The following is a 22,589-nucleotide window of genomic DNA, read 5'->3' as shown; positions in this document are numbered from 1 at the left end:
TTTATACTAGCTGTTTCGGGGATTTTTATTGATTGTCTCCAATTAATTTAAAGTGAAGTTCGAAAAAAGGATTGGGTAGTAGGGATTTGCATTAGAGATGAGATTACTGTTCAGCAGAACTTTGAAGGACAAAGTGGTTTATTGTCTCAATTTTTGTAAAGTTAATCCGAGACAAGCTATTTTTTTGGGTAAAGACACATTTCCTAGAAAACAAGTAACTAGGTTAATGACCAAAGAATAGGATGGTGTGAACTAACTAAAGTTAGGAGTGTATTTTATGTATCCAAGTCAAGTAAATATGTATCATCCTCCTTATAATGGGGAAGCTGATTTATCTTCACATCATCACCAGAATCCTTACTATTATAACGAAGACGTTAATGAAAGACTGTTTGGCCAATTATTTCCTTCAATAGGGATACCTTCTGGACCACCTGGATTCCAACCACCATTTAGCTCTCCTGGTCAAAGTCAAGCAGGAGGACCACCAACATCACCACCGCCATCATTTGTTCCTGCACAAACACAACAAATAGAAGCATTTGCTGTTGATCCGGGTGGCATAAGGGGTTGTTTATTTAGGTTTACTTACGTATGGCTAAGAGGTTTTCAGCAATTTTGGTTTTTCCCAATCTTTGTTGGTCGAAACTCTGTCGCAGGTTGGCGTTGGACTGGATTTAACTGGGTTTACTTCGGAATAAGTTTACAGCAAATTCAATCGTTTACTTGTTTCTAATGAAAAAAATTTGAAAAGAGCATTATTCTGTTTATAAAAAGCATATTTTCACCTAGAAATGTTAAAAAACTAGAGCCATGCGTCAAAACGGAGGAGGGCACTACTGATCGAAAGGATTTCTGCGAAATGCAGAGCTTTATTGATGAGGATGAGTGGAAGAAACTTTGAAAGATATATCAGCAATTAATTAATTTATTAATAGTATGGGTATATTGCGTATTATAAATCCACCCTTGAAGTCATTTTCAGGGGTGGATTGTTCATCATTAGTATGCTGTCCAGCCTGCGTCAGCGGCAATAACTTGTCCGTTTACGAAGCTTGATTCGTCTGAGCCTAGGAAGAGGGCAAGCTGCGCAATCTCCATTGGTTGTCCAACACGTGGCATTGTTCCACTACCGGTCATTTGGCGTCCCATGCCAAACTCTGAAATGTTGGTCATTGTTGAACCGATGTTCGTTTCGACCCCGCCAGGAGCGATGCCGTTACAGCGGATGCCAGATTGCGCATACATGTAGGCAGTGTTTTTGGTTAATCCGGTTACAGCATGTTTGGATGCAGTATAGGCTGCACCGGCACGAGCACCGCGGAGTCCGCCTGCTGAAATATTATTGACGATGACGCCATGACCTTGCTCTAAAAAGATGTTTGTTGCAATTCGCATTGCTCGCATGACACCAGTTGTGTTCACCGCAAAGACGCGCTCCCATTTCTCATCCGTAACCTCTCCGACCGGCTCCATTCCATCCATAATGCCTGCATTATTCACTAAGATGTCAAGCTTCCCAAATGCTTCTTTTGTTTCAATGAATAGATTTTCAAGATCGGCTAATTCTGCAACATTAGTGCGATTTGCAATGGCAACGCCCCCGTCATTGTTAATGGCTTCTGCTACTGCCTGAGCCCCTTCAAAATTATAGTCTGAAACAACGACTTTGGCACCTTCTTTTGCATACAATTCAGCAATTGCTTTGCCCATCCCTGAAGCTGCACCTGTAATAATAGCTACTTTGTCTTTCAATCTCATAATCAAAATCCCCCTTGACATTAATGAAATGTACAACAACTCCCCGTAATCAATTATTGTACATTTGTTCAATAAAATCATAGTATTAAATGGGAATCAATTTCAATATACAATAAGAGACAAACTGACCAATATTGAACAAAATTATAAAATATGTTCGAAAACGGGGAGATGGTTATTTGAATAAACATGATTTGCGCATCTTAAAAACAAAGCATAACGTACATCTAGTATTAACGAATCTATTGAAGAAAAAACCTTTAGCACAAATAAAAGTTACTGAACTCTGTAGAGAAGCAAATATCAATCGAGGTACATTTTATTTTCATTACCGAGAAATAGGGGATGTATTTAAGGAATTGTTTGAAGAAGTTATGTTCGATTTGAGGGAATCTTATCACGAACCCTATCGTCATACAGAGTTTCTTGAGGTGGAAAAGTTAGATCCAAAAACGGTTCGTATCTTTCATCACATCAAAAAATATGAAGATTTTTATAGAATTATTTTTTCTAAAGAAGTCTCGACAGCGTATTATTACATGTTTTTTGACGAAATTAGAGCTATTTGCATTGAAGATAGAAATGTTGTCTATTTTGGAGAGCCTAGCGATTATTTATATTCCTTTTCAGCCAATGCCATAATAGGATTAGTTATTGAGTGGTACCGTCGTGATTTTCAAGAAACAGCAGATGAAATGAACATTCATTTGGTGAACATCCTGAAGATTTATGGAAACAGACGTAATGAAAAAGAATGATATCAAGATTATGAAACTTGTTAGAAAGGAACTAATTTTAGAAACAGGAACGATTTTCGCTCGTTCCTGTTTCTTTTTGCGAAAGAAAATTGTGACAAAATTGTGTCTGTTTCATTGATTTTTTCTATAAAATTCAATAAAACATAATGAAATATAACAAAAATCATAGTCGCATCTGTAAAGATCCATTAGAATCTTTCTGATTCGTGATGAATGGTTCAACACAAATAAAATTAGAAGGAGGTTACTTGTTGTGTTATTTCAAGCGCAAGATCTTGAGCTTGACGAAAATATTCTACATATTTATTTAAGTATCGCACTGGGCGGGAATTCTTATTTGCATCCATACATTGACAGCTGTTACAGGGAGAGAGAATGGGAGTATTATGAAGTATTCCAAACGAGTGCTTTAAAAGGAAATACGCTATTCTCCATGTATTCGACGAAGAGTGAAGAGAAGATTAGACAAGTAGCAGCGATTTTAGAATGGAGCAATAGATCACAACAATTTGCACAAATTGAAAAATTGATTAAAAAAGGATATAAATTTGTCTATCAATATTTTCATTTGAATAAACGAATTGATTTTGAACATTTCATGAGAAGCTACGCTAAGAGGAAAAAGATAAAAGTAGTTAAAGAAATAGATCTGATTTATCAAAATATCGTTCTTTGGTACCTCTGTAAACAATACAGGAAACCATTTAATACGGAAAATGTTGCTTGGCAGTCTTTTCAGAATGTTTTATTGGCCACCTTCAATGAAGTGAAAATTCAAAAAGTCATGTTTTCCAAAAAAAGTTTGGCTGAGAACAAGAAAGCTATAGAGAGGCTATATGGAGAATACGAGATTCCGCGCAATATTCGTTTCGATACGATCGGCACTTTTTTAGACTATCTTATTTCAGTCCGATTAAAAAAAATTCAGGAAGCTAACCCAAAAATAGGCGTTGAAGATGCTGAGAAAAAAGTATTTGAAGTTTCGCCAACCCGGTATATAGGAGCAGTTGGAGGGTGGCTGAAGACGCTTCAGATTCACGAAATGGATGCGCTTAATCAAATCCCCTTCTCCAAAATGGAATTAGATACTGTTTTTTTGGAGCTTTTGTATGCGCAAAAATATCATTATATAACAAATGACGATCAAGATTTGTTTCTGATTACATGTCTTTATCAAAAATGTCTTGTTTCACTTTACCACGAAACAAAGCAAATGTATTTAGAACAATCGAAAAGAGAGTACTATTTGGGGTTAAAGGCAAAAGAGTCGCGCATTAAAGAGCAAGAAGCTGAACTTTCTAGGAAGGAAAGGGAATGGAAGCTGAAAAATCAGCAATTGCAGCGAGAGGTTGAGGGACTTACAGAGGAACTTCGGTTAAAAAATTCTATGATTCGGCAATTAGAGCAGCAAATTGAGAATATGGAAGATTATTCTGAAGAGGTGTTTGCACTTAGAAAATATGCTTATAAAGTGGAGAGAACAGAAGAAAATGTGGAAGAGAAAGCTCCCTCTCTTAGAACGATGATTGAGTATATAAAATCTATGAATATTGTCATAATTGGCGGTTCTCTTAATTGGCAACAAAAATTAAAGGAATGGTTACCTTCTGTTGAATTGTTTGAAACGGATGAAATTACAAGAGATATCTCCAAGATAAAAAGAGTTGATGCGGTTTTTATTAATACAGCAGTGTTATCACATGCATTTTATAAGAAAGTGATGAAAGAGATGAACAAAAAAGGAACACCGCTTTTTTATTTGGGTGGACACAGCAATATGGAAAAAACGTTACTAGAAATCTACAAGTGGTTAACGGAGTAAAGGTAAATTTCAAAAAATGGTCACAATTACATTAAATTTGTAATTTTATACGGTTGCAACCGTAAAATTATTTTGTACCGACATTTAAACAGTTTATCGTTTATTTGCGAATAAAAATTTTATTATTTTTTTGATTGTTCGGAATTTAAACCAGTTAATTTGTCTTAAATATGAAATTATTCGCCTTTTGTATAGTTCTTTCGATCATCTCAAAAAATAAGAGCCTTTCCTCCATATATGTCTACTGTGACATATGTTATAGAATACTTTTTTATATTCTGTAAAAATGAAAGCGATTTATATATGTCTAAAAAGACATATAAAGCTTTTCATAGGGAGGAATGTTTGCTCATGACATTGAAAAAGAACGTTCACGCTGGGGAGGTTAAGGGATGAAGATAAATCGAAGGGAATTCGTGAAGCTTTCCGGTGTACTTGGGGTAGGCTTGGCGATAACAGAGCTTGGATTTGATGTAAAGAAGATAAAGGCTTCGACAAAAGAGTTTAAATTGGAAGATTCTAAAGAATTTACATCTGTCTGTACGTTTTGTTCAGTTGGTTGTGGAATGATTTGCCATGTGAAAGATGAGAAATTAATCAATTTAGAGGGTGACCCTGATCATGTCATTAATGAAGGCTCTCTTTGTAGTAAGGGAGCATCCATGTCAGTTGTGCCCAACTCTGACCAACGTGTTAAAACCCCATTATATCGTGCTCCTGGGAGTGATAAATGGCAAGAGATTAGCTGGGATGAAGCGATTGATAAAGTGACGAAAAAGATGAAGGAAGTTCGCGATGAAAATTGGATAACTAAGGACAGCGAAGACGGGAAGGATTATCCGGCTAATCGAACTGAAGCGATCAGCATCGTAGGTGGAGCACAAAATAATAATGAAGAGTGTTATTTGTTAGCAAAAATGGCCCGTGCATTAGGTGTTACCTATATCGAGCATCAAGCCCGATTATGACACAGTCCAACAGTCGGCAGTTTGTCGGCTTCGTTTGGTCGCGGCGCGATGACAAATCATTGGATCGATTTAAAAAATGCTAAAGTTATTTTAATTGAAGGCAGTAATGCCGCTGAAAACCATTCCATGTCCATGAAATGGATTATGAGGGCAAAGGAAAATGGTGCGAAGGTTATTCATGTCGATCCTCGTTATACGAGAACTTCAAAAATAGCAGATATTTATGCACAAATTCGCCCAGGAACGGATATTGCTTTTTTAGGTGCCATTATTAACTATATTTTGGAGAATAAATTATACAATGAGGAATTTGTAAGAACTCATACAAATGCATTGTATTATACGAACGAAGATTTCTCGTTCGATAATGGGGTATTCTCTGGCTATGATGAGGAAGAAAAAAAATATGCAACAGACTCATGGTCTTATCAGCTTAATGAGGAAGGAACACCAATCATCGGCACGAGCCTTGATGATCCGCAATGTGGATTTACTAAATTAAAGAAATTTTATAGTCGCTACACTTTTCAAGTAGCTTCAGATATTACCGGCATTCCCGTTGAAACGATCAAGTTGATAGCGGATACATATGTGAATGCTGGACCAGGTACCATTATGTATGCTTTAGGAATGACGCAGCATACGGTAGGTGTTCAAAATATTCGTTCATTTGGAGTGCTGCAATTACTTTTAGGAAATGTTGGGAAGCCGGGAACGGGCATTAATGCTTTGCGCGGTGAACCGAATGTTCAAGGTTCAACAGACTTTGCCTTACTTTTTAATTATGCTCCTGGGTATTTTAACTGGCCGAACTCGAATCAACCTACATTGGAAGATTGGACAAAGAAAAACGGCACATTTAGAAGGAGATTCTTTGTTAACCTTCTAAAAGCATGGTTCGGTGAAAATGCAACGCCTGATAATGACTTTGGTTATGGTTGGCTGCCGAAAAAGGATGCCAACAAAAACTATTCAATTTATAGAATCTTTGAAACAGCGTTAGATAACACGATGAAATTTATGTATATCGTTGGGCAAAACCCGATGGTGACAAGTCCTAACTTGAATCTCGTACACGAAGGATTCTGTAAACTAGATATGCTTGTTGTCAATGATCTATTTATGACAGAAACAGCAAGTTTCTGGGAAAAACCAGGTGTTGATCCTTCTGAAATAAAAACAGAGGTTATTTTCCTCCCTGCTGCTTCCTTCCTGGAAAAAGAGGGGACATTAACGAACTCTGGTCGTCTTGTTCAATGGCGATATACGGGAATCAAACCGGTCGGTAAAGCAAAAAGCGATCTCGAAATATTCGATTTAATTTATACAAAAATGAGAGATTTATATAAAAATTCTACTGATCCAAAAGATGAAATATTTAAGAGAATGACATGGGAATACCCAAAAGAAAATACGAGTATGGCAGATGCAGTATTAAAAGAGATTAATGGCTATGATTTAAAAACAGGCAAACTAGCAACGGGAATTAGCGCCTTAAAAGATGATGGCTCAACAAGCTCGGGTAACTGGTTATACGCAGGTGTATATACAGAAGAAGGAAATCATTCTATGCGTACTGGAAATAGCGATCCAAGTGGGTTAGGTGTGTTTCCTGAATTTAAGTGGTGCTGGCCTGGAAATATTAAGATCATTTACAACAGAGCTTCGGCTGACATAAATGGAAAGCCTTTTGACGAAAAAAATAAATACATTTGGTGGGATGCTGCTGAAGGAAGATGGACGGGATATGATATACCAGACGTTGGAAATATCAATGATGGACCAGATCAACCAGGAGGACGCAAGCCGTTCAGAATGACAGGGGAAGGTGTTGGCCGCCTCATTGCCAATACTTATCATGATCCGGATGTTACTTATGAGCCTTTGCCACGTGATGTTTCAAGCGTTCCAGCAGATGGTCCGCTTCCGGAATTTTACGAGCCAGTGGAAAGTCCGACAACAAATATTCTTCATCCTAATGTCGCTATCAACCCTTGCTTAAAATATCCAAGGATAGAAGCGAAACAACCAATTGGGAAGAAAGAAGATTTCCCATATGTCCTTTGCACTTCAAGTATTGCAGAACATTGGTGTGCAGGTTCAGTGACAAGAAATGTACCTTGGCTGAATGAATTGGTGAAAGAGACTTATATCGAAATGCCGGTGAAGTTAGCTGATAAATTAAGTGTTAAGAATGGTGACCGTGTGGCAGTTAGCTCAGCACGTGGTGAAATTGAGGTAAAAGTGATGGTGACACATCGCATTCAACCGTTGCAGATCAATGGTGAGGAAGTTACGGTGGTTTGGATGCCTTACAACTGGGGCTATAAAGGTTTAAGTACGGCTGCTAGTACAAATCTATTAACGATAGATGCAGGTGATCCAAACACATGGATTCAAGAAACAAAAGCTTGTCTTGTTAACATTAAGAAAGCTTAATAAAGCAATAGGGGACTCAATATGACTATGACGAAACAACTTACACTTAAAGAAAAATGGTTGCAAGATCGGCCATTTTTAGAGGATATCGCCCGTTTTCATGAAGTCATTGAAACGATTCTTGACCAAGTACCATTTAAGGTGGAGAAAATGAAAAATTTAGATGCGGCGAAGGATGAATTTAATAGAGGGATACCCGTTTTAAAGTGTGAACATGTAACTGTTCCAATTTTTGAACAAGCTTGTCAAGCGTTGAAGGCTTTAACATCATTGGCAGACTACAAAGAGGTACCTGAGCCGTTTCGAGCCAGTTGTTCGAGTTTAGGCAAAGTGATGGAGCAGGATGAAGCTTTTATAAGAGCTGTTATTCATTCTTTAATGAATGAAGACTATCAAACTCTCGGTGAAATCATTGAAAAGCATCAATTGAATGAAGGGATCATTTGGTTTCTAGGCTGGACGGCACTTTCTTATGTTTTACAGCCACATCTATCAGAGCTACAACAATGGGAAAGGCAGCAATCATGGAATAGAGAGTACTGTCCTACTTGTGGGGCACTTCCTAATATGGCTCAATTAAAACGAAGCAATAAAGGGAGAAAAAGACATTTAATTTGTGGATGCTGTAGGTCACAATGGCTCTATAAAAGAATGGGGTGCCCTTATTGTAAAAATGAAGATCCGAATTTGCTGCGCATTATGGAAATAAATGAGGAAGAGGATATACGTGTTGATGTATGCAATAGCTGCAACAGTTATATCAAAGTCTATACCAATAAAGGAGAGGAAGAGGCTGCACTTCTTGATTGGATGACTTTACATCTCGATTTATTACTTAAGGAGCGTGGGTATGTAAAAATGGGTACTCACTTAATAAACATATAATGAAAGCTTACTTAGATAATGCAGCTACATCATTTCCAAAACCGCCTCATTCTTTAGAAAGAGTATTTGAAACGATTTCGCGTGGCGTTGGAACACCTGGTCGAGGCATGCATGAAATTTCAGCAAAAGCAAACGATGAGATTGTTGTGATAAGAAAGCAGTTAGCCAAGTTTTTTGGCGTTCTAGAGGATTTTCGCGTTGTATTTACTTATAGTGCAACAGATGCTTTAAATATGGCAATAAAGGGATTTGTTCGAGATGGTGACCATGTCATCATCTCGAGCATGGAGCACAATTCTGTCCTGCGTCCGCTCCGTGGCCTTGAATCACAAGGAAAAATTGTTTTAGATATTATTCCTTGTGATAAGAAAGGATATCTCAATACGAAAGCTTTATATGAAAAAATAAATGAAAAAACACGGTTGGTTGTTGTCAGTCATGCGTCAAATGTGACAGGGGCAATTCAACCGATTGAAGAAATTGGGAAAGAGGTACGGAAGCGCGGTGCTTTTCTATTAGTTGATGCCGCTCAAACAGCTGGTGTTTTACCTCTGCATCTGGAAAAGCAGCATATCGATATGCTTGTTTTTGCAGGACATAAAGGATTATTTGCGCTGCAAGGGACAGGAGGACTTGTGATTGGCTCTCGTATTGAAGGCTTGAAAGCATGGAGAGAAGGAGGAACAGGCTTTGACTCTAAATCTGAATCACAGCCTGTTAATTGGCCGGAAGCCTTCGAGGCTGGAACACATAATATTCCAGGAATACTGTCCCTTGGAGAAGGGCTAACCTTTATTGAAAATACTGGTATAGAGACCATTGCGGATACAGAACTCGCCCATTTACGTTATCTTTGGGAAAAGCTATCTTATAACGAGGAAGTTATCCTGTACGGGCCTTCACCCGATGAAGCGAGAGTAGCCGTTCTATCTTTTACAATCAAAGGCTGGGATCCTGAGGATATCGGACATATGCTTAATCAAAATTATGGAATATATGTGAGAACGGGTCTTCACTGTGCTCCGTCAGCACATAAAACAATCGGCACATACGGTGATGATGGAGAAGGAACAATACGAGTCAGTCCAGGTTTTTTTACGACTAAATTAGAATTAAAAGAATTCCTAAAGGCGATAAAAAATATAACGTCAACAAAAGTAGGTTGGTATTAAGGAAAGGAGTGAATGTATGGCACAGGAAATAGCAATGCTGCATGATATCTCGAAATGTACCGCTTGTAGAGCTTGTATGGTTGCATGTAAACAATGGAAAAACCTCCCAGCAGATCCTACGCCATTTGAGGGAGAATTTCAGTCCCATAGTGATTTAAGTCCAACAACTTATAATTTAATAAAAATGAAAGAAACATATGAAAATGGCCAATTCCGCTGGGATTTTCTTAAGTTCCAGTGTATGCATTGCGGCGACCCTGCATGCGCGAAGGCATGTCCGGAGGATGCATTAACAAAATTAGATAACGGTGTCGTTTCCTTTGATTATGATAAATGTGTCGGTTGTGGATATTGTGCAACCAACTGCCCATTTGGCGTTCCCAAAATTGATAAAACAACAAATAAGAGCACCAAGTGTGATTTGTGCGAGGATAGAATTGCAAATGGGATGGTGCCGTCTTGTGCACAAACCTGTACTGCGGATGCAATTTTGTATGGGACAAGAGAAGAAATGACAGCGATAGCAGAAAAAAGGTTAGAGGCGCTTAAGAAGGATTACCCGAATGCACAGCTTTATGGGGTCGATCAGTCTAATGGTGTTGGAGGGACAACAATGATGTATGTTTTGACTGATCATCCTTCAACGTTTGGCCTGCCTGAAAGTCCAAAAGTTCCTACGAGTCTAGCAATCTGGAAAGATGTCGTTCAACCAGCAGGAAAAATGATGTTAGGAGCAACTACAATGGCGGTTGTCGGCTCCATTATCACCCATGCGATGAAAAAAGAAAAAGGAGGAGCAGAAGGAGGAGAGGATCATGAGCAATAGAGGCAATCCGAGAATGGTAAAACGCTTTAATAAAGGTTTTATTATCTCACACTGGGTAAATGCAGGCTCATTTTTTATACTCTATATTTCTGCCCTGCCAATGTACACTGAATTTTTCGATTGGCTTTACCCTGTGTTCGGTGGTCCAGCTGGCGCCCGTTTAGTGCACCGTATTGCAGCAGTGACATTTATGCTGCCGCTCCCGATTTTAATTTTCTTTGACCGCCAAGGGTTAAGAAGGTGGAGCAAAAATATATTTTCATGGAAAAAACATGATATTCAGTTTTTAATCCAATTTCCTAAAGAATTTTTTGGTTTGAAGGCTAAGACGCCGAAGCAAGACTTTTTTAACGGGGGAGAAAAAATTAACTCTTGGTTAATGATTGTGACAGCGATTATGCTAATTGGCTCTGGTATTGTAATGTGGTTCCCTCAATATTTCCCTCAAGGTTTTGTGTTGTGGGCATATCCAGTCCATAATGTCGGCTTAGGACTTTCAGCAGCTGTTGCTATTGCTCATATTTATATGTCTGTAAAGCTAGCAAAACCATCATTAAATGGAATTTTTAAAGGGGATGTGACAGAGAAGTATGCGGAGGAGCATCATGGCCGTTGGTATGATGAATTGAAGGAAGAAGATAAAGAAGAACGCAAGCTTGGATAGGGAACTCAAAAAAGGGCTTGTGTGTCAATACACAAGCTCCTGATTTTTGGATAAGTGAATTAATTCTCTAGTTGAACAATCATCATTCATTGCTTATTTTTGTTTGAAATTGGCAGAGAATAGTTTTTTGCGAAAGCATTAATACAAAATTTTATTCAAATTTTACTTGAATATTGACGATTTCAGAACGTGTCCCAATCCGAATAGGAGGCCCCCAGAAACCAAAGCCGCTTGTGACGATCGAGTGCATCTGCTCCTTTTGCAAATGGCCCCAGTCATTTTCATACATCGCATTCGTAATTAGATTTCCGGGAAAGACCTGCCCTCCGTGTGTATGACCGGACACCATTAAATCAATGCCTTCCTGCTCGGCAATATCAAGCTCATATGGCTGATGATCAAGTAAAATGGTTGGTTTTGTAAGATCGACATCATTCATTAGGGCATTTAAAGAAAGCCTGTTGGTATCCGTTTTGTCTTTTCGACCGATAATGGTCAATTGATCTTCAATATTCACTGCATCATCATATAGCACATGAATTCCACTGCCTTCCAACGCATCGATAAGCTCTTGCATCATGCCATCATGTTTGTCGTGATTACCGAGTGAAGCATAGACACCATAAGGTGCTTCGAGTTTCCTTAAGATTTGATCAATCTTCTGATCAAGAAATGGCTGGATATCATCATCAAAAATGTCACCTGGTAGAAGGACTAAATCTGGATGAAGTGCATTTATTTCTTTGACAAACCGCTCTGCGTGATCTTTTCCGGAGAGCAGACCGAAATGAGTATCAGCTGCCATTGCAATTGTCAGATTATCAAGTGAGGAAGAACCTTTTTCGACTGTAATCTCATAGCTGTTAACAACAGGGCTGTACGCGTTAAAGCTGCCATATCCTAAAAAAGATATGAGTAGGCCAAGCGTAACATAACCAGCCCATTTTTGCGTTCTCTTCTTTGGTAATGGGGTGAATCGTAATAGGATAACCGTAATATGGGCAAGTGGAACTAAAAGTATTAACATATACAAGCAAGCCATCCAATATGCGCCAACAATATTTACAAATGTGAGTCCAGACATGCGGCCGACAATAAATGAACTTGCTGTCAATCCAACGATGATAATATAAAGCGCTTTAAAGCGCCGGCTTGATGATTCTGGTCGAATCCAACGATAGCCTACCCAACCGATATAGTAGACAATCGCGCCATACAACAGCATGGCGATGAGCAAAATAAGAATGAACATATGTATTAGCAAACTCCTTTTTTAATTAGTATAACAAGACAATGGTAGTCAAGTATATTAATAGCTATTTTTCATATTTTCTCTCGGCAAAGTTCTTTTTTTCTAATCAGGAAAGCAAACGTGACCCATTTTTATTGGACGAATTAAGAGCGATCTAAAATATATTTGACAAGAGTTTCATCATATATTAAAATAATGACATAAGTAAGCGCTTCACTTATAATTTAATGATTATCAGGGTGTTACTGAAGAAGGCATAACCTGAATTTGCAAACAAGCAAGGGAACATTTTTTCTTGCATGCAGATTCGGGTTTTTTATTTTATTCTTGATTTGTGGTGGGAACATAAAAATAGGTTATTTTGTCCAAATTAAAAGGGTAAATTTTTTAGAATCAAGTGCAATGTTGAAATGAAAAGGGGGGATGGTGCTGTGATTCTTAAGAGAACACTGAACAATAATGTTGTACTGGCCAAAAACGAAAACCACCAGGAAGTTGTTGTTTTCGGAAATGGGATAGCCTTTAATCGTAAGCCGGGAGATATTATTGATGAGTCGAAGATCAGCAAGGTGTTTACCCTTCAATCCCAGAACCTTTCATTGAAAATGGCAAATCTGCTAAAAGAAGTTCCGGTTGTGTACGCTGAGATTGCCGAAGAAATTATTAAGTATGCAAGGACAAAAATCAAAACGCCAATAGGTGACTATCTTTTCTTGGCTTTGACAGACCATATTTACTATGCTGTTTCACGATATAAGGATGGCCTAGATATCCATAACGTATTGCTATGGGAAGCGAGGAAATTGTACAAGACAGAATTTGAGATTGGCCTGAAAGCACTCGAGATTATCAAGGCTAAAGTCGGTGTCGAATTCAGTGAGGATGAAGCGGGGTTTATCGCCTTTCATTTTGCCAATGCACAAATGGAAGGGGAGGAAGTCAACAGGACGGTGAAAATTACTCAATTCGTTCAAGATATTCTCGGAATTATAAAATACCACTTTGGAATTGAGTTCGATGAGGATTCCTGGAATTATGGAAGACTTGTCACCCATCTTAAATTTTTTGCACAACGAATACTTTCCGGTGATACCGGACATCAGGATGATGACTATTTATACGAGCAAGTTCAGCATAAGTATAAAAAAGCTTTTGAATGTATCAAGAAGATTGAAAAATATGTGGCAAATGGTTATGGGGTTTCTCTTTCAAAAGCAGAAATGGTCTATCTAGTCCTTCATATAAACCGTGTAACGAGCCGAAACGAAGGATAACGATACAAACAACTTAATTATTCAGGGTGTTACTGTAAAAGGCATTACCTGAAATGAAACAGAGAAGGAAACAGCAGCGATCAACAACGGTCGCAAGCTGTGGACTCTGTATTCATTTCAGGTTTTTTTATTGAAAAACTAAGAAAGATGACAGATAGGAGGAAAACTACAATGGCAGATTATAAAAATCTGGCTAAGTCAATTATCGATGGTGTAGGTGGAGAAGAAAATGTACAAAGCTTATATCACTGTATGACACGCCTACGTTTTAAACTTAAAGACGCAAGCAAGTTCAATAAAAAGGAATTGCAAAATACCGATGGTGTTATCACGGTTGTCGAAAGCAACGGTCAATTTCAGGTTGTAATCGGCAATCATGTTGCGGATGTTTTTGAAACGATTAAGAGCATGTACAAAATTGAAGTAGCATCTTCAGAGAAAGCAACAGATGAAAAGAAAGGCAATCCAATTGCCCGCATGTTTAATATCATGTCAAGTATCTTTACCCCGATAGTCCCATTACTGGCAGGTTCAGGTATGCTGAAAGCTCTGCTGGTAATCATGACAACCTATTTCGGGATGTCTGAAGAAGGCAGTACGTATTTGATATTAAGTGCAGCTTCTAACGCAGTATTTTACTTTTTCCCACTTGTGCTCGCTTTTTCAGCAGCGAAGGCATTTGGCACAAACCAATTTGTGTCATTTGCGATTATGGCGGCTCTACTTGAACCAAAGTTTACGGGTCTAATGAGTGAAGTTGGTGATGTCGTTGAATTTGCGAAACTTCCTATCGTTCTAATGGGTTATAGCGGAACCGTCATCCCTGCTATTTTAGCGATTTGGGCATTTTCATATTTAGAGCGTTTCTTGAATCGTTACATTCCTAATTTAATCAAAATGTTTGCGGTCCCAATGTTATCACTTCTAATTATGGTCCCACTCACAGCCGGTGTGATCGGTCCTGTAGGTGTATTCCTTGGGAACTGGATTGGTGATGCGATCTCTTACTTGAGTGGCACTAGTGGTATGGTGACAGGTGCTGTCATAGGAGCCGGCTGGACATTCCTTGTTATGTTTGGTATTCACTGGGGGATTGTACCAGCAATGCTTAACAACCTTAGTACAACCGGTTTTGATACGATTCGCCCACCGGTTGCGAATGCAACGTTTGCCCAAGCTGGTGTTGCATTTGGTGTATTCTTGAAAGCAAAAGATAAAAAGCTAAAATCAACAGCGATATCAGTGTTAATGCCTGCTATTCTTGCTGGTATCACCGAGCCGATTGTGTATGGTTTATCGGTTAAATACAAGCGTCCTATGATCGCGGCAGTAATTGGGGGAATGCTTGGTGGAGGTTTTGCAGGGGCAATGAATACAACGGTAATGGCATATGTTTTCCCTGCGTTAACTACTCTCCCTGCATTTATGACAGGAACGTTTGTGTATTACATTATTAGTATTACGATCGCATTTACTGTAACTGCTGCATTAACTTATATTTTAGGTTTTGATGAAGAAGGGACAGAAGAGCCTTCACCAAAAGAAGAACCGAAAAAAACGAAGCCCGTTGAACGCTCAACAATTCTTTCTCCAATGACTGGACAAATTGTTCCACTTAACCAAGTAAATGATCCTGTCTTCTCTACTGAAGCGATGGGCAAAGGCATTGCTATCTTGCCAGAGGATGGAAAAGTTTTCTCTCCAGTTTCAGGGAAAGTAACAACCCTGTTTCACACAGGACATGCAATAGGTCTAACTTCAGATCTTAATACTGAAATCTTAATTCATATCGGCCTTGATACTGTCAAACTAGAGGGAGAATTCTTTAAAACACATGTCAACCAAGATGATGATGTTGAGCAAGGTCAACTTTTGATTGAATTTGATCTAGAGAAAATCAAGGAAGCTGGCTATGATGTGACCACTCCTGTTATTATTACGAATTCAAATGATTATACAGATGTCATAGAAACCGAGCAACAATCGGTTAAGAAGCAAGATGTATTGTTGACCGCAGTTGTTTTGTAAGCAATGAGGACCGCTGTGTAAATTCAGCGCAGCGGTTCTTAGTGAAAACTAAGGAGGTTTTAGTATGAAGGAATTTCCAAAAGATTTTTTATGGGGCGGAGCCATTGCCGCGAATCAGGCGGAAGGCGCATGGAACGAAGATGGTAAAGGACCGGCTATATCGGATGTGTATCGAAACGGGATAGTAGGCGGGCATTTTGATGGAGAAGTGCATGAAGAACACTTTTATGCCAGTCATGAAGCGATTGACTTTTATCACCGTTACAAAGAGGATATTGCATTACTTGCAGAAAGCGGGATTAAGTGCTTTAGAACTTCGATTGCGTGGTCAAGAATATTCCCCAATGGTGATGAAGAAGAGCCCAATGAAAAAGGGTTGCAATTTTACGACGATCTATTTAATGAGCTTCTGAAATATGGGATTGAACCAGTGATCACTATTTCGCATTTTGAAATCCCTTTGAATTTAATACTCAAATATGATGGTTGGAAGAATCGGCAACTAATCGGTTTTTATGAAAGGTATGCAAGAACGATCATTACCAGATACAAGGATAAAGTTAAATATTGGATGAACTTCAATGAAATAAATCATTTTCATACCATTCCACTTGCAGCAGGGGGAATTTTGATAAAGGATGAAGAACAGAAATTGCAAGATATTTACCAGGCATCACATCATGTATTTGTCGCAAGTGCTCTTGCTAAGAAACTCTGCCATGAAATCTCACCAGATGCCAAAATGGGCTGCATGCTTTCTTTAAGTCCGATATATCCTCACACATGTAATCCGGATGATATTTTCGACTCTTATGAATTGAGAAGGAGATCGCTATTTTATTCAGATGTGATGATTCGAGGTTATTACCCAAGCTATGCGAAGCGGATTTGGAAGGAGCATGGAATCTCAGTAGTGATGGAGAACGGAGATCTGGAACTAATTAAGGAAAACACGGTGGATTATCTTGGCTTCAGTTATTACAGAAGTTCCACCCATAAAGCTGGGATGCCAATCCTAGGAAACACGGGCGGCATTATCGGTCTTGAAAACCCATATTTGGAAAAAACGGAATGGGGATGGCCCATTGATCCAAAAGGCTTAAGGTACGTATGTAATGAACTATATGATCGCTACCAAATACCACTATTCATCGTTGAAAATGGTTATGGTGGACGTGATGAAATTGACGAGAATGGCGAGATTCATGATGACGCAAGAATTGACTATATCCGTAAACACTTAATTCAATTGCAGGAAGCGATCGAGGATGGGTGTGAAGTTATCGGTTATACATGGTGGGGACCAATAGACATTGTCAGTGCTGGAACAGGAGAAATGGAGAAACGCTACGGTTATATTTACGTCGATAAAGATAATGATGGAAATGGGACACTGGAACGTAGAAAAAAGAAGAGCTTCGGATGGTACAAGAATGTGATTGAAACAGATGGCAGAGCGTTGTATGAGAGGAACGAAAAAAAATAACCTCATTTTTTGCCACACAAGAACCGAAAATCAAGATTATTGAAGGAGGGTTTATCTTGGAACATAAAAATAAGGCTGATTTTCCACCTCATTTTTTATGGGGAGCGGCTTCTGCTGCTTATCAAGTTGAAGGTGCATGGAATGTAGATGGTAAAGGTCCATCTGTTTGGGATATTTTTGTTCGAGAGGAAGGGAGAACGTATAAAGGCTCTAATGGAGATGTGGCTGTTGATCATTATCACCGTTTTAAAGAAGATGTAAAGCTGATGGCTGAACAGGGTCTTAAAGCTTACAGGTTCTCGGTCGCATGGAGCCGTATTATTCCTGATGGTAATGGAGAGGTCAATGAACAGGGTTTGCAGTTTTATGATGATTTAATTAACGAGCTTCTGAAATATGATATTGAGCCCATTCTAACTCTGTATCATTGGGATCTGCCACAAGCACTTCTTGAAGAGTATGGTGGCTGGGAATCAAGAAAGATTATTGAGGATTTCAATCGATATGCGGTCATTCTCTACAAGCGCTACGGTGACCGAGTGAAATACTGGGTATCGCTTAATGAGCAAAATTATTTTGTAGGTTATAGTTATGACTCGGGGCTTCATCCACCTGGGATTCGTGATAAAAAGAGAATGTATGAAGCAAACCATATTGCAAACTTAGCCAACGCTACCGTCATTCATTCGTTTAGAAAATATGTTCCAGATGGCAAAATTGGACCAAGTTTTGCGTATAGACCGTACTATCCAATCAATTCAAACCCGGAAAATATTATGGCGTTTGAAAACGCAGAGGATCTCCTTAATTATTTTTGGATGGATGTTTACGCTTGGGGAACATATCCGACTGCCGCTTGGAAATACCTAGAGGAGAATGGCCTTACTCCGACAGTTGAAGAAGGAGATTTCAAATTATTGAGTTCAGCAAAGCCTGATTTTATGGGAGTAAACTACTACCGTACGACTGCTGTCGAGAAGAATCCATTGGTAGGCGGAGTCGGTGCGGGCGTGAAAAATACAACCGGCAAAAAGGGCTCTACGAAGCATTCTGGAGTACCTGGTATGTACAAAACGACTGACAATCCTTTCGTTGAAACCACGAATTGGGATTGGGAGATTGATCCAATGGGAATTCGTATTGCTCTTAGACGTATCGAAGCACGCTATCATCTTCCAGTATTAATTACAGAAAATGGACTTGGTGAATTTGATACGGTTGAAGAAGGTGATGTCATCAATGATGATTACCGCATTAAATTTTTGGAATCCCACGTATCGGCCATTCAGGATGCAATATCGGACGGAGTGAATGTAATAGGGTATTGTGCTTGGTCGTTCACCGATCTGTTAAGCTGGTTGAATGGTTATCAAAAACGCTACGGCTTTGTTTATGTCAATCGCAATGAAGTGGATGAAAAAGATTTGCGCCGAATTAAAAAGAAAAGTTTCTACTGGTACCAAGATGTGATTAAAAGGAATGGCTTGACGTAAAGGAAGAGTGCCTGTTTGTAACGGAGTCAATTCGTCAGGAATTAAAAACGAACGTTAATAAGTAAATTCGTTTAAATGAATGAACAGTTGTAGATGATGAAATCGATTCAAATGTGAGAAATAAAAAAGTGGAGGTTTATGAAGATGTTTCACTTGAGAACCAAATTCCCAGATAACTTTCTATGGGGAGGAGCCACTTCTGCAATGCAAGTAGAGGGAGCGAGTGATGTTGGTGGTAAGGGCTTATCTGTCTCTGATGTTTATATTTTTGATGAGAGCATGCCGAAAGAAAATTGGACGGATCAATGGCATATGATGACCCACCGACAAGTTGAAGAAGCTCAAGATCCTTCCAGTGATAAATATTATCCGAAGCGACATGGAGTAGACTTTTATCATCACTATAAAGAAGATATCGCTTTATTTGCTGAAATGGGATTTAAAGTATACCGAATGTCGATTGCATGGACAAGGATTTTTCCAAATGGAGACGAGCTGGAACCGAATGAAGCGGGGTTGGCTTTTTATGATCGCGTTTTTGATGAACTAGAGAAATATGGCATTGAACCGCTCGTTTCTTTATCACATTATGAAATGCCCCTATATTTAGCCACTGAGTACGGCGGTTGGGTAAACCGTAAAGTAATCGACTTCTATGTCCGTTTTGCAACGACTGTTTTTAATCGATACAAAGGTAAAGTAAAATATTGGATTCCTTTTAATGAAATAAATTGCGTGAAACATCATCCTTTTGTCAGTATCGGTGTTGTTGAGGAAAATCACCCTCATATTGAACAAGCAAAGTTTCAAGGGGCGCATCATCAATTTGTTGCCAGTGCTTTGGCAACTAAAGCTTGTAAAGAAATTAACCCTGTTGCAAAAGTTGGGTGTATGATTAGTTATCAACTCCTTGTTCCATATAGCTGTGATCCAGATGATATTCAAAAAACAATAGAGAAGCAGCGTGAATCCCTATTTTTTACAGATGTTCTGGCACGAGGTTATTATCCAGCATATACAGCAAGGATGTTTGCTGAAAAGAGTGTTAAACTCGAAACAGAGCCAGAAGATGAACAAATGATTAAAGAGTTTCCGGTTGATTTTATTTCCTTTAGTTATTATATGTCTAGTGCAGTAAGCGCCCATCCTGAAAATCTAGAAGGAGCAGTGGGGAATTTAATAACGGGAGGAATTAAAAATCCATACTTGCCAACTAGTGATTGGGGATGGCAGATTGATCCTAAAGGATTGCGAACCGCATTAAACCAACTATACGATCGTTACCAAAAGCCATTATTTATTGCCGAAAATGGATTGGGCGCAGCAGATGTTGTTGAAGAAGGCGATGTAATTATTGATGATTATCGCATTTCCTACTTAAGGGATCACATCAAGCAAATAAAAGAAGCCATCATAGATGGAGTCGATGTATTTGGCTATACGAGCTGGGGTTGTATTGATATGATAAGTGCTTCAACTAGCCAAATGTCGAAACGATATGGATACATTTATGTAGATCAAGATGATCTGGGCAGAGGAACGAAACGCCGTATTAAAAAGAAATCTTTTGAGTGGTATAAAAACGTAATAGCAAGTAATGGAGAGCAATTAGATTAAAGGTTTATAGGAGGATGAGTAAACATTGATAGAAAAAAATTATACGATCGTTGATGATGCAGGTATTCATGCGAGACCGGCGACATTATTAGTGAATAGTACTTCACCGTTTAAGTCGGAAGTAACTCTTGAATATAACGGTAAACAGGTGAATATGAAGTCCATTATGGGTGTTATGTCGCTCGGAATCCCAAAAGGGGCGAATGTCAAAGTAATGGCAAAAGGTGAAGATGAAAAAGAGGCAATGGCACGTATTGACGAAGTCATTACTAAGGAAGGCCTTGCCGCTGGAAAATAAGAACTAGCTAGATAGAAATGCGAATGCTGATTTTAAGGACCCGTTACTTGAAAGGAATTTTATCAAGTAACCGGTCTTTTCTTTTTTTATGACACGGTGTTTCCTGTCAATTTATTTTTCCTTTTATTTCAAACAAAAGTACTTTCGTAACGGAATTTTGACGTGAAAAGAGATTTGTCCCCTTCACAAAATCGGTCAATCCGTGTATCTTTTTTATAATTACGTTATGTTAAGCAATGTTGTGGCCGATTTTTGCCTCATTTTGTGTGAAGCCTTGTTTTCACACACCATGCAAAAAGTTCCTCTGATTCTATGATAAGAGAAAATTAGCACCGACATTAAACAAAGCCTATAATTATAAACCGATTCGGTCAAAAGAGGTTGGAAATGAATAAACGTTTTTTAACATTACCTGAATTAAAGCAACAGAAAATACTTAACGCAGGTTTTAAAGTATTTTCAAGTCATACTTACAAAAAAGCATCCATGCAACTGATTGCAGATGATGCTGGAATATCTAAATCTTTATTGTTCCACTATTTTCGTAACAAGCAAACATTATATGAATTTTTGTTTCAATCAGCTATGGAAATAATTCAAGGGGAAAAAAGAATCAAAATAGATAGAGGACAAGATTTTTTTGAACTAATAGAAAATGAAGTTAATCAACGTGTAAAATTAGTTGAGACGTTCCCGTTTCAATACAAATTTATTATGAGGGTATACGATGAAAATAATTTAATTAATAATGAAGAAATCAATCGGATTATATTGGAAGATATAAGTAGAAGAAAAACCGAAGTATTAAATCTTGTTGATAAATCTAAATTTAAATTTGAAGAGGACTTAGGGATACTCTATGATATCCTCCTAGATTTATCAAATGGATTTTATGTTAGAGTCTTTGATCAGGGTGAAACGAAGAAAGAAGTGGTATTAGAGGAGTTTCGTTTGTATTTAACAAGTTTAAAACGAAATTATTATCTGGAGGGCTGTTAATGAGGGAAAGAAGAATACAATCATCAAGGGGAGTCGTCTATTATTGGAAGAACGAAATGGTGGCATCAAATAAATTTGCGATTGTATTCTGTCACGGATTAACCGCCGATCATACCCTTTTTGATAAGCAAGTCGATCATCTTAAACCTGAATATCCGTTAATTACTTGGGATTATCCTTTACATGGAAAGTCGAGACCGTATGCAAATTTCAGCTTCAAGAACGTAAACGAAGAGTTATTAGCTATCCTTGAACAGGAGAGGATTGAAAAAATAGTTCTGGTAGGGCAGTCGGCAGGGGGGTATATCGCTCAGTCCTTTATTCAAGAGCATGGAGAGAGAGTGATCGGGTTTTTAGGAATCGGTACAACCCCTTTTGGTAAACATTACTATAAGAGTTCAGAACTTTTTTTTCTAAAACATTATTCGACCATTGCACGTTTATATCCCTATCGTTACTACTGTAAAGCTGTTGCGAAAAGTATTACTGTATCTGATGAAGCGAGAGAAAGTATGTACCGGTCATTAGTAAAATTGGGTAAGGAAGGCATGCTAAATGCTAGTAGTGCAGTATATGGAGAGTTTCTTAAGATAGAAGACGAAGTAAAATTTAATTGTCCTGTTTTGATTACTTATGGAGAATATGATCATACAGGGTATGTTCAAGAATACTGCAATCGATGGACTGAAAAAACAGGATATCCGTTGAAAATAATTTCGAATGCCTCTCATAATGCAAATTATGACAACTATGAGGAGTTTAATCACTTACTTATTCAGTTTGTCCAGTCCATTGAATGAACTTCACAACTGCAAATTAAATAGACGAGCAGCTATTTGATGTCCGC

18 protein-coding genes are annotated in these 22,589 nt (G+C 38.4%); 16 read left to right on the top strand and 2 right to left on the bottom strand.

Annotated elements, in window-relative coordinates:
* The first annotated feature begins 298 nt into the window (after nt 1-298).
* Nucleotides 299-736 (top strand): hypothetical protein, encoded by a 438-nt coding sequence (locus NST02_RS17075; RefSeq protein ID WP_408014787.1) that lies wholly within the window; start codon nt 299-301, stop codon nt 734-736.
* 266 nt (nt 737-1,002) lie between these two features.
* Here NST02_RS17075 and NST02_RS17070 read toward each other — a convergent pair whose 3' ends face one another.
* Nucleotides 1,003-1,761: an SDR family oxidoreductase gene (locus tag NST02_RS17070; RefSeq protein ID WP_137742708.1), complete on the bottom strand. Its 759-nt coding sequence runs from the start codon at nt 1,759-1,761 to the stop codon at nt 1,003-1,005.
* 179 nt (nt 1,762-1,940) lie between these two features.
* Between NST02_RS17070 and NST02_RS17065 the strand changes: the two genes are divergently transcribed.
* The 7 genes from NST02_RS17065 to NST02_RS17035 all read left to right on the top strand — a co-directional run bounded on the left by NST02_RS17065 (nt 1,941) and on the right by NST02_RS17035 (nt 11,295).
* Nucleotides 1,941-2,519, top strand: coding sequence for a TetR/AcrR family transcriptional regulator (locus NST02_RS17065; protein ID WP_095311197.1), 579 nt, complete (start codon nt 1,941-1,943; stop codon nt 2,517-2,519).
* A gap of 253 nt (nt 2,520-2,772) precedes the next feature.
* The gene (locus NST02_RS17060) at nt 2,773-4,341 is read left to right on the top strand and encodes a hypothetical protein (RefSeq protein ID WP_137742709.1); all 1,569 of its coding nucleotides are present in this window, start codon (nt 2,773-2,775) and stop codon (nt 4,339-4,341) included.
* A 392-nt stretch (nt 4,342-4,733) separates the two neighbouring features.
* Nucleotides 4,734-7,748, top strand: a complete 3,015-nt coding sequence (gene fdnG, locus NST02_RS17055; protein ID WP_137742710.1) for a formate dehydrogenase-N subunit alpha — start codon at nt 4,734-4,736, stop codon at nt 7,746-7,748.
* A gap of 21 nt (nt 7,749-7,769) precedes the next feature.
* Nucleotides 7,770-8,633 carry a formate dehydrogenase accessory protein FdhE gene (locus tag NST02_RS17050; RefSeq protein ID WP_137742711.1) on the top strand — a complete coding sequence of 288 codons (864 nt, stop codon included), beginning with the start codon at nt 7,770-7,772 and terminating at the stop codon, nt 8,631-8,633.
* Complete coding sequence (locus NST02_RS17045; RefSeq protein WP_137742712.1) at nt 8,633-9,805, top strand: aminotransferase class V-fold PLP-dependent enzyme; 1,173 nt, start codon at nt 8,633-8,635, stop codon at nt 9,803-9,805. Before NST02_RS17050 ends, NST02_RS17045 begins: the two co-directional genes overlap by 1 nt.
* A gap of 16 nt (nt 9,806-9,821) precedes the next feature.
* Entirely contained in the window at nt 9,822-10,631 is an 810-nt protein-coding gene (locus NST02_RS17040; protein WP_137742713.1) for a 4Fe-4S dicluster domain-containing protein, read from the top strand.
* Nucleotides 10,621-11,295 carry a formate dehydrogenase subunit gamma gene (locus tag NST02_RS17035; RefSeq protein WP_137742714.1) on the top strand — a complete coding sequence of 225 codons (675 nt, stop codon included), beginning with the start codon at nt 10,621-10,623 and terminating at the stop codon, nt 11,293-11,295. Before NST02_RS17040 ends, NST02_RS17035 begins: the two co-directional genes overlap by 11 nt.
* A 151-nt stretch (nt 11,296-11,446) precedes the next feature.
* Here the strand turns inward: NST02_RS17035 and NST02_RS17030 are convergent, their stop codons facing one another.
* Nucleotides 11,447-12,547 (bottom strand): metallophosphoesterase, encoded by a 1,101-nt coding sequence (locus NST02_RS17030; RefSeq protein ID WP_137742715.1) that lies wholly within the window; start codon nt 12,545-12,547, stop codon nt 11,447-11,449.
* 431 nt (nt 12,548-12,978) lie between these two features.
* Between NST02_RS17030 and licT the strand changes: the two genes are divergently transcribed.
* The 8 genes from licT (at nt 12,979) to NST02_RS16990 (ending at nt 22,542) form a co-directional block, all read left to right on the top strand.
* The gene (gene licT / locus NST02_RS17025) at nt 12,979-13,821 is read left to right on the top strand and encodes a BglG family transcription antiterminator LicT (protein ID WP_095311179.1); all 843 of its coding nucleotides are present in this window, start codon (nt 12,979-12,981) and stop codon (nt 13,819-13,821) included.
* Between the two features lie 171 nt (nt 13,822-13,992).
* On the top strand, nt 13,993-15,849 hold the full coding sequence (locus NST02_RS17020) for a beta-glucoside-specific PTS transporter subunit IIABC (protein WP_095311177.1): 1,857 nt from the start codon (nt 13,993-13,995) through the stop codon (nt 15,847-15,849).
* 64 nt (nt 15,850-15,913) lie between these two features.
* Nucleotides 15,914-17,335 carry a glycoside hydrolase family 1 protein gene (locus NST02_RS17015; protein ID WP_095311175.1) on the top strand — a complete coding sequence of 474 codons (1,422 nt, stop codon included), beginning with the start codon at nt 15,914-15,916 and terminating at the stop codon, nt 17,333-17,335.
* Nucleotides 17,336-17,391: 56 nt separating this feature from the next.
* Nucleotides 17,392-18,828 (top strand): glycoside hydrolase family 1 protein, encoded by a 1,437-nt coding sequence (locus tag NST02_RS17010; RefSeq protein WP_137742716.1) that lies wholly within the window; start codon nt 17,392-17,394, stop codon nt 18,826-18,828.
* Between the two features lie 144 nt (nt 18,829-18,972).
* A complete protein-coding gene (locus NST02_RS17005; RefSeq protein ID WP_095311171.1) occupies nt 18,973-20,445 on the top strand; it encodes a glycoside hydrolase family 1 protein in 1,473 nt (490 codons plus the stop codon).
* A 25-nt stretch (nt 20,446-20,470) separates the two neighbouring features.
* On the top strand, nt 20,471-20,743 hold the full coding sequence (locus NST02_RS17000; RefSeq protein ID WP_095311169.1) for a phosphocarrier protein HPr: 273 nt from the start codon (nt 20,471-20,473) through the stop codon (nt 20,741-20,743).
* Nucleotides 20,744-21,130: 387 nt separating this feature from the next.
* Complete coding sequence (locus tag NST02_RS16995) at nt 21,131-21,742, top strand: TetR/AcrR family transcriptional regulator (protein WP_095311166.1); 612 nt, start codon at nt 21,131-21,133, stop codon at nt 21,740-21,742.
* On the top strand, nt 21,742-22,542 hold the full coding sequence (locus NST02_RS16990; RefSeq protein WP_095311164.1) for an alpha/beta fold hydrolase: 801 nt from the start codon (nt 21,742-21,744) through the stop codon (nt 22,540-22,542). The genes NST02_RS16995 and NST02_RS16990 overlap by 1 nt, the downstream gene beginning before the upstream one ends.
* The last annotated feature ends 47 nt before the right edge of the window (nt 22,543-22,589 follow it).

The organism is Robertmurraya sp. FSL W8-0741, assembly GCF_038004005.1.
In the GTDB taxonomy this organism is placed as follows: Bacteria; Bacillota; Bacilli; order Bacillales; family Cytobacillaceae; genus Robertmurraya; species Robertmurraya siralis.
The sequence above is the reverse complement of the archived record's forward strand: the minus strand, read 5'-3'. Positions and strand labels throughout refer to the sequence as shown.

Bases quoted from the DNA above. Each gene is read 5' to 3' on its own strand.
- NST02_RS17075 (WP_408014787.1), top strand. From the start codon at position 299: ATGTATCATCCTCCTTATAATGGGGAAGCTGATTTATCTTCACATCAT.
- NST02_RS17070 (WP_137742708.1), bottom strand. From the start codon at position 1,761: ATGAGATTGAAAGACAAAGTAGCTATTATTACAGGTGCAGCTTCAGGG.
- NST02_RS17050 (WP_137742711.1), top strand. From the start codon at position 7,770: ATGACTATGACGAAACAACTTACACTTAAAGAAAAATGGTTGCAAGAT.
- NST02_RS17045 (WP_137742712.1), top strand. From the start codon at position 8,633: ATGAAAGCTTACTTAGATAATGCAGCTACATCATTTCCAAAACCGCCT.
- NST02_RS17040 (WP_137742713.1), top strand. From the start codon at position 9,822: ATGGCACAGGAAATAGCAATGCTGCATGATATCTCGAAATGTACCGCT.
- NST02_RS17035 (WP_137742714.1), top strand. From the start codon at position 10,621: ATGAGCAATAGAGGCAATCCGAGAATGGTAAAACGCTTTAATAAAGGT.
- NST02_RS17030 (WP_137742715.1), bottom strand. From the start codon at position 12,547: ATGTTCATTCTTATTTTGCTCATCGCCATGCTGTTGTATGGCGCGATT.
- NST02_RS17020 (WP_095311177.1), top strand. From the start codon at position 13,993: ATGGCAGATTATAAAAATCTGGCTAAGTCAATTATCGATGGTGTAGGT.
- NST02_RS17015 (WP_095311175.1), top strand. From the start codon at position 15,914: ATGAAGGAATTTCCAAAAGATTTTTTATGGGGCGGAGCCATTGCCGCG.
- NST02_RS17005 (WP_095311171.1), top strand. From the start codon at position 18,973: ATGTTTCACTTGAGAACCAAATTCCCAGATAACTTTCTATGGGGAGGA.
- NST02_RS16995 (WP_095311166.1), top strand. From the start codon at position 21,131: ATGAATAAACGTTTTTTAACATTACCTGAATTAAAGCAACAGAAAATA.
- NST02_RS16990 (WP_095311164.1), top strand. From the start codon at position 21,742: ATGAGGGAAAGAAGAATACAATCATCAAGGGGAGTCGTCTATTATTGG.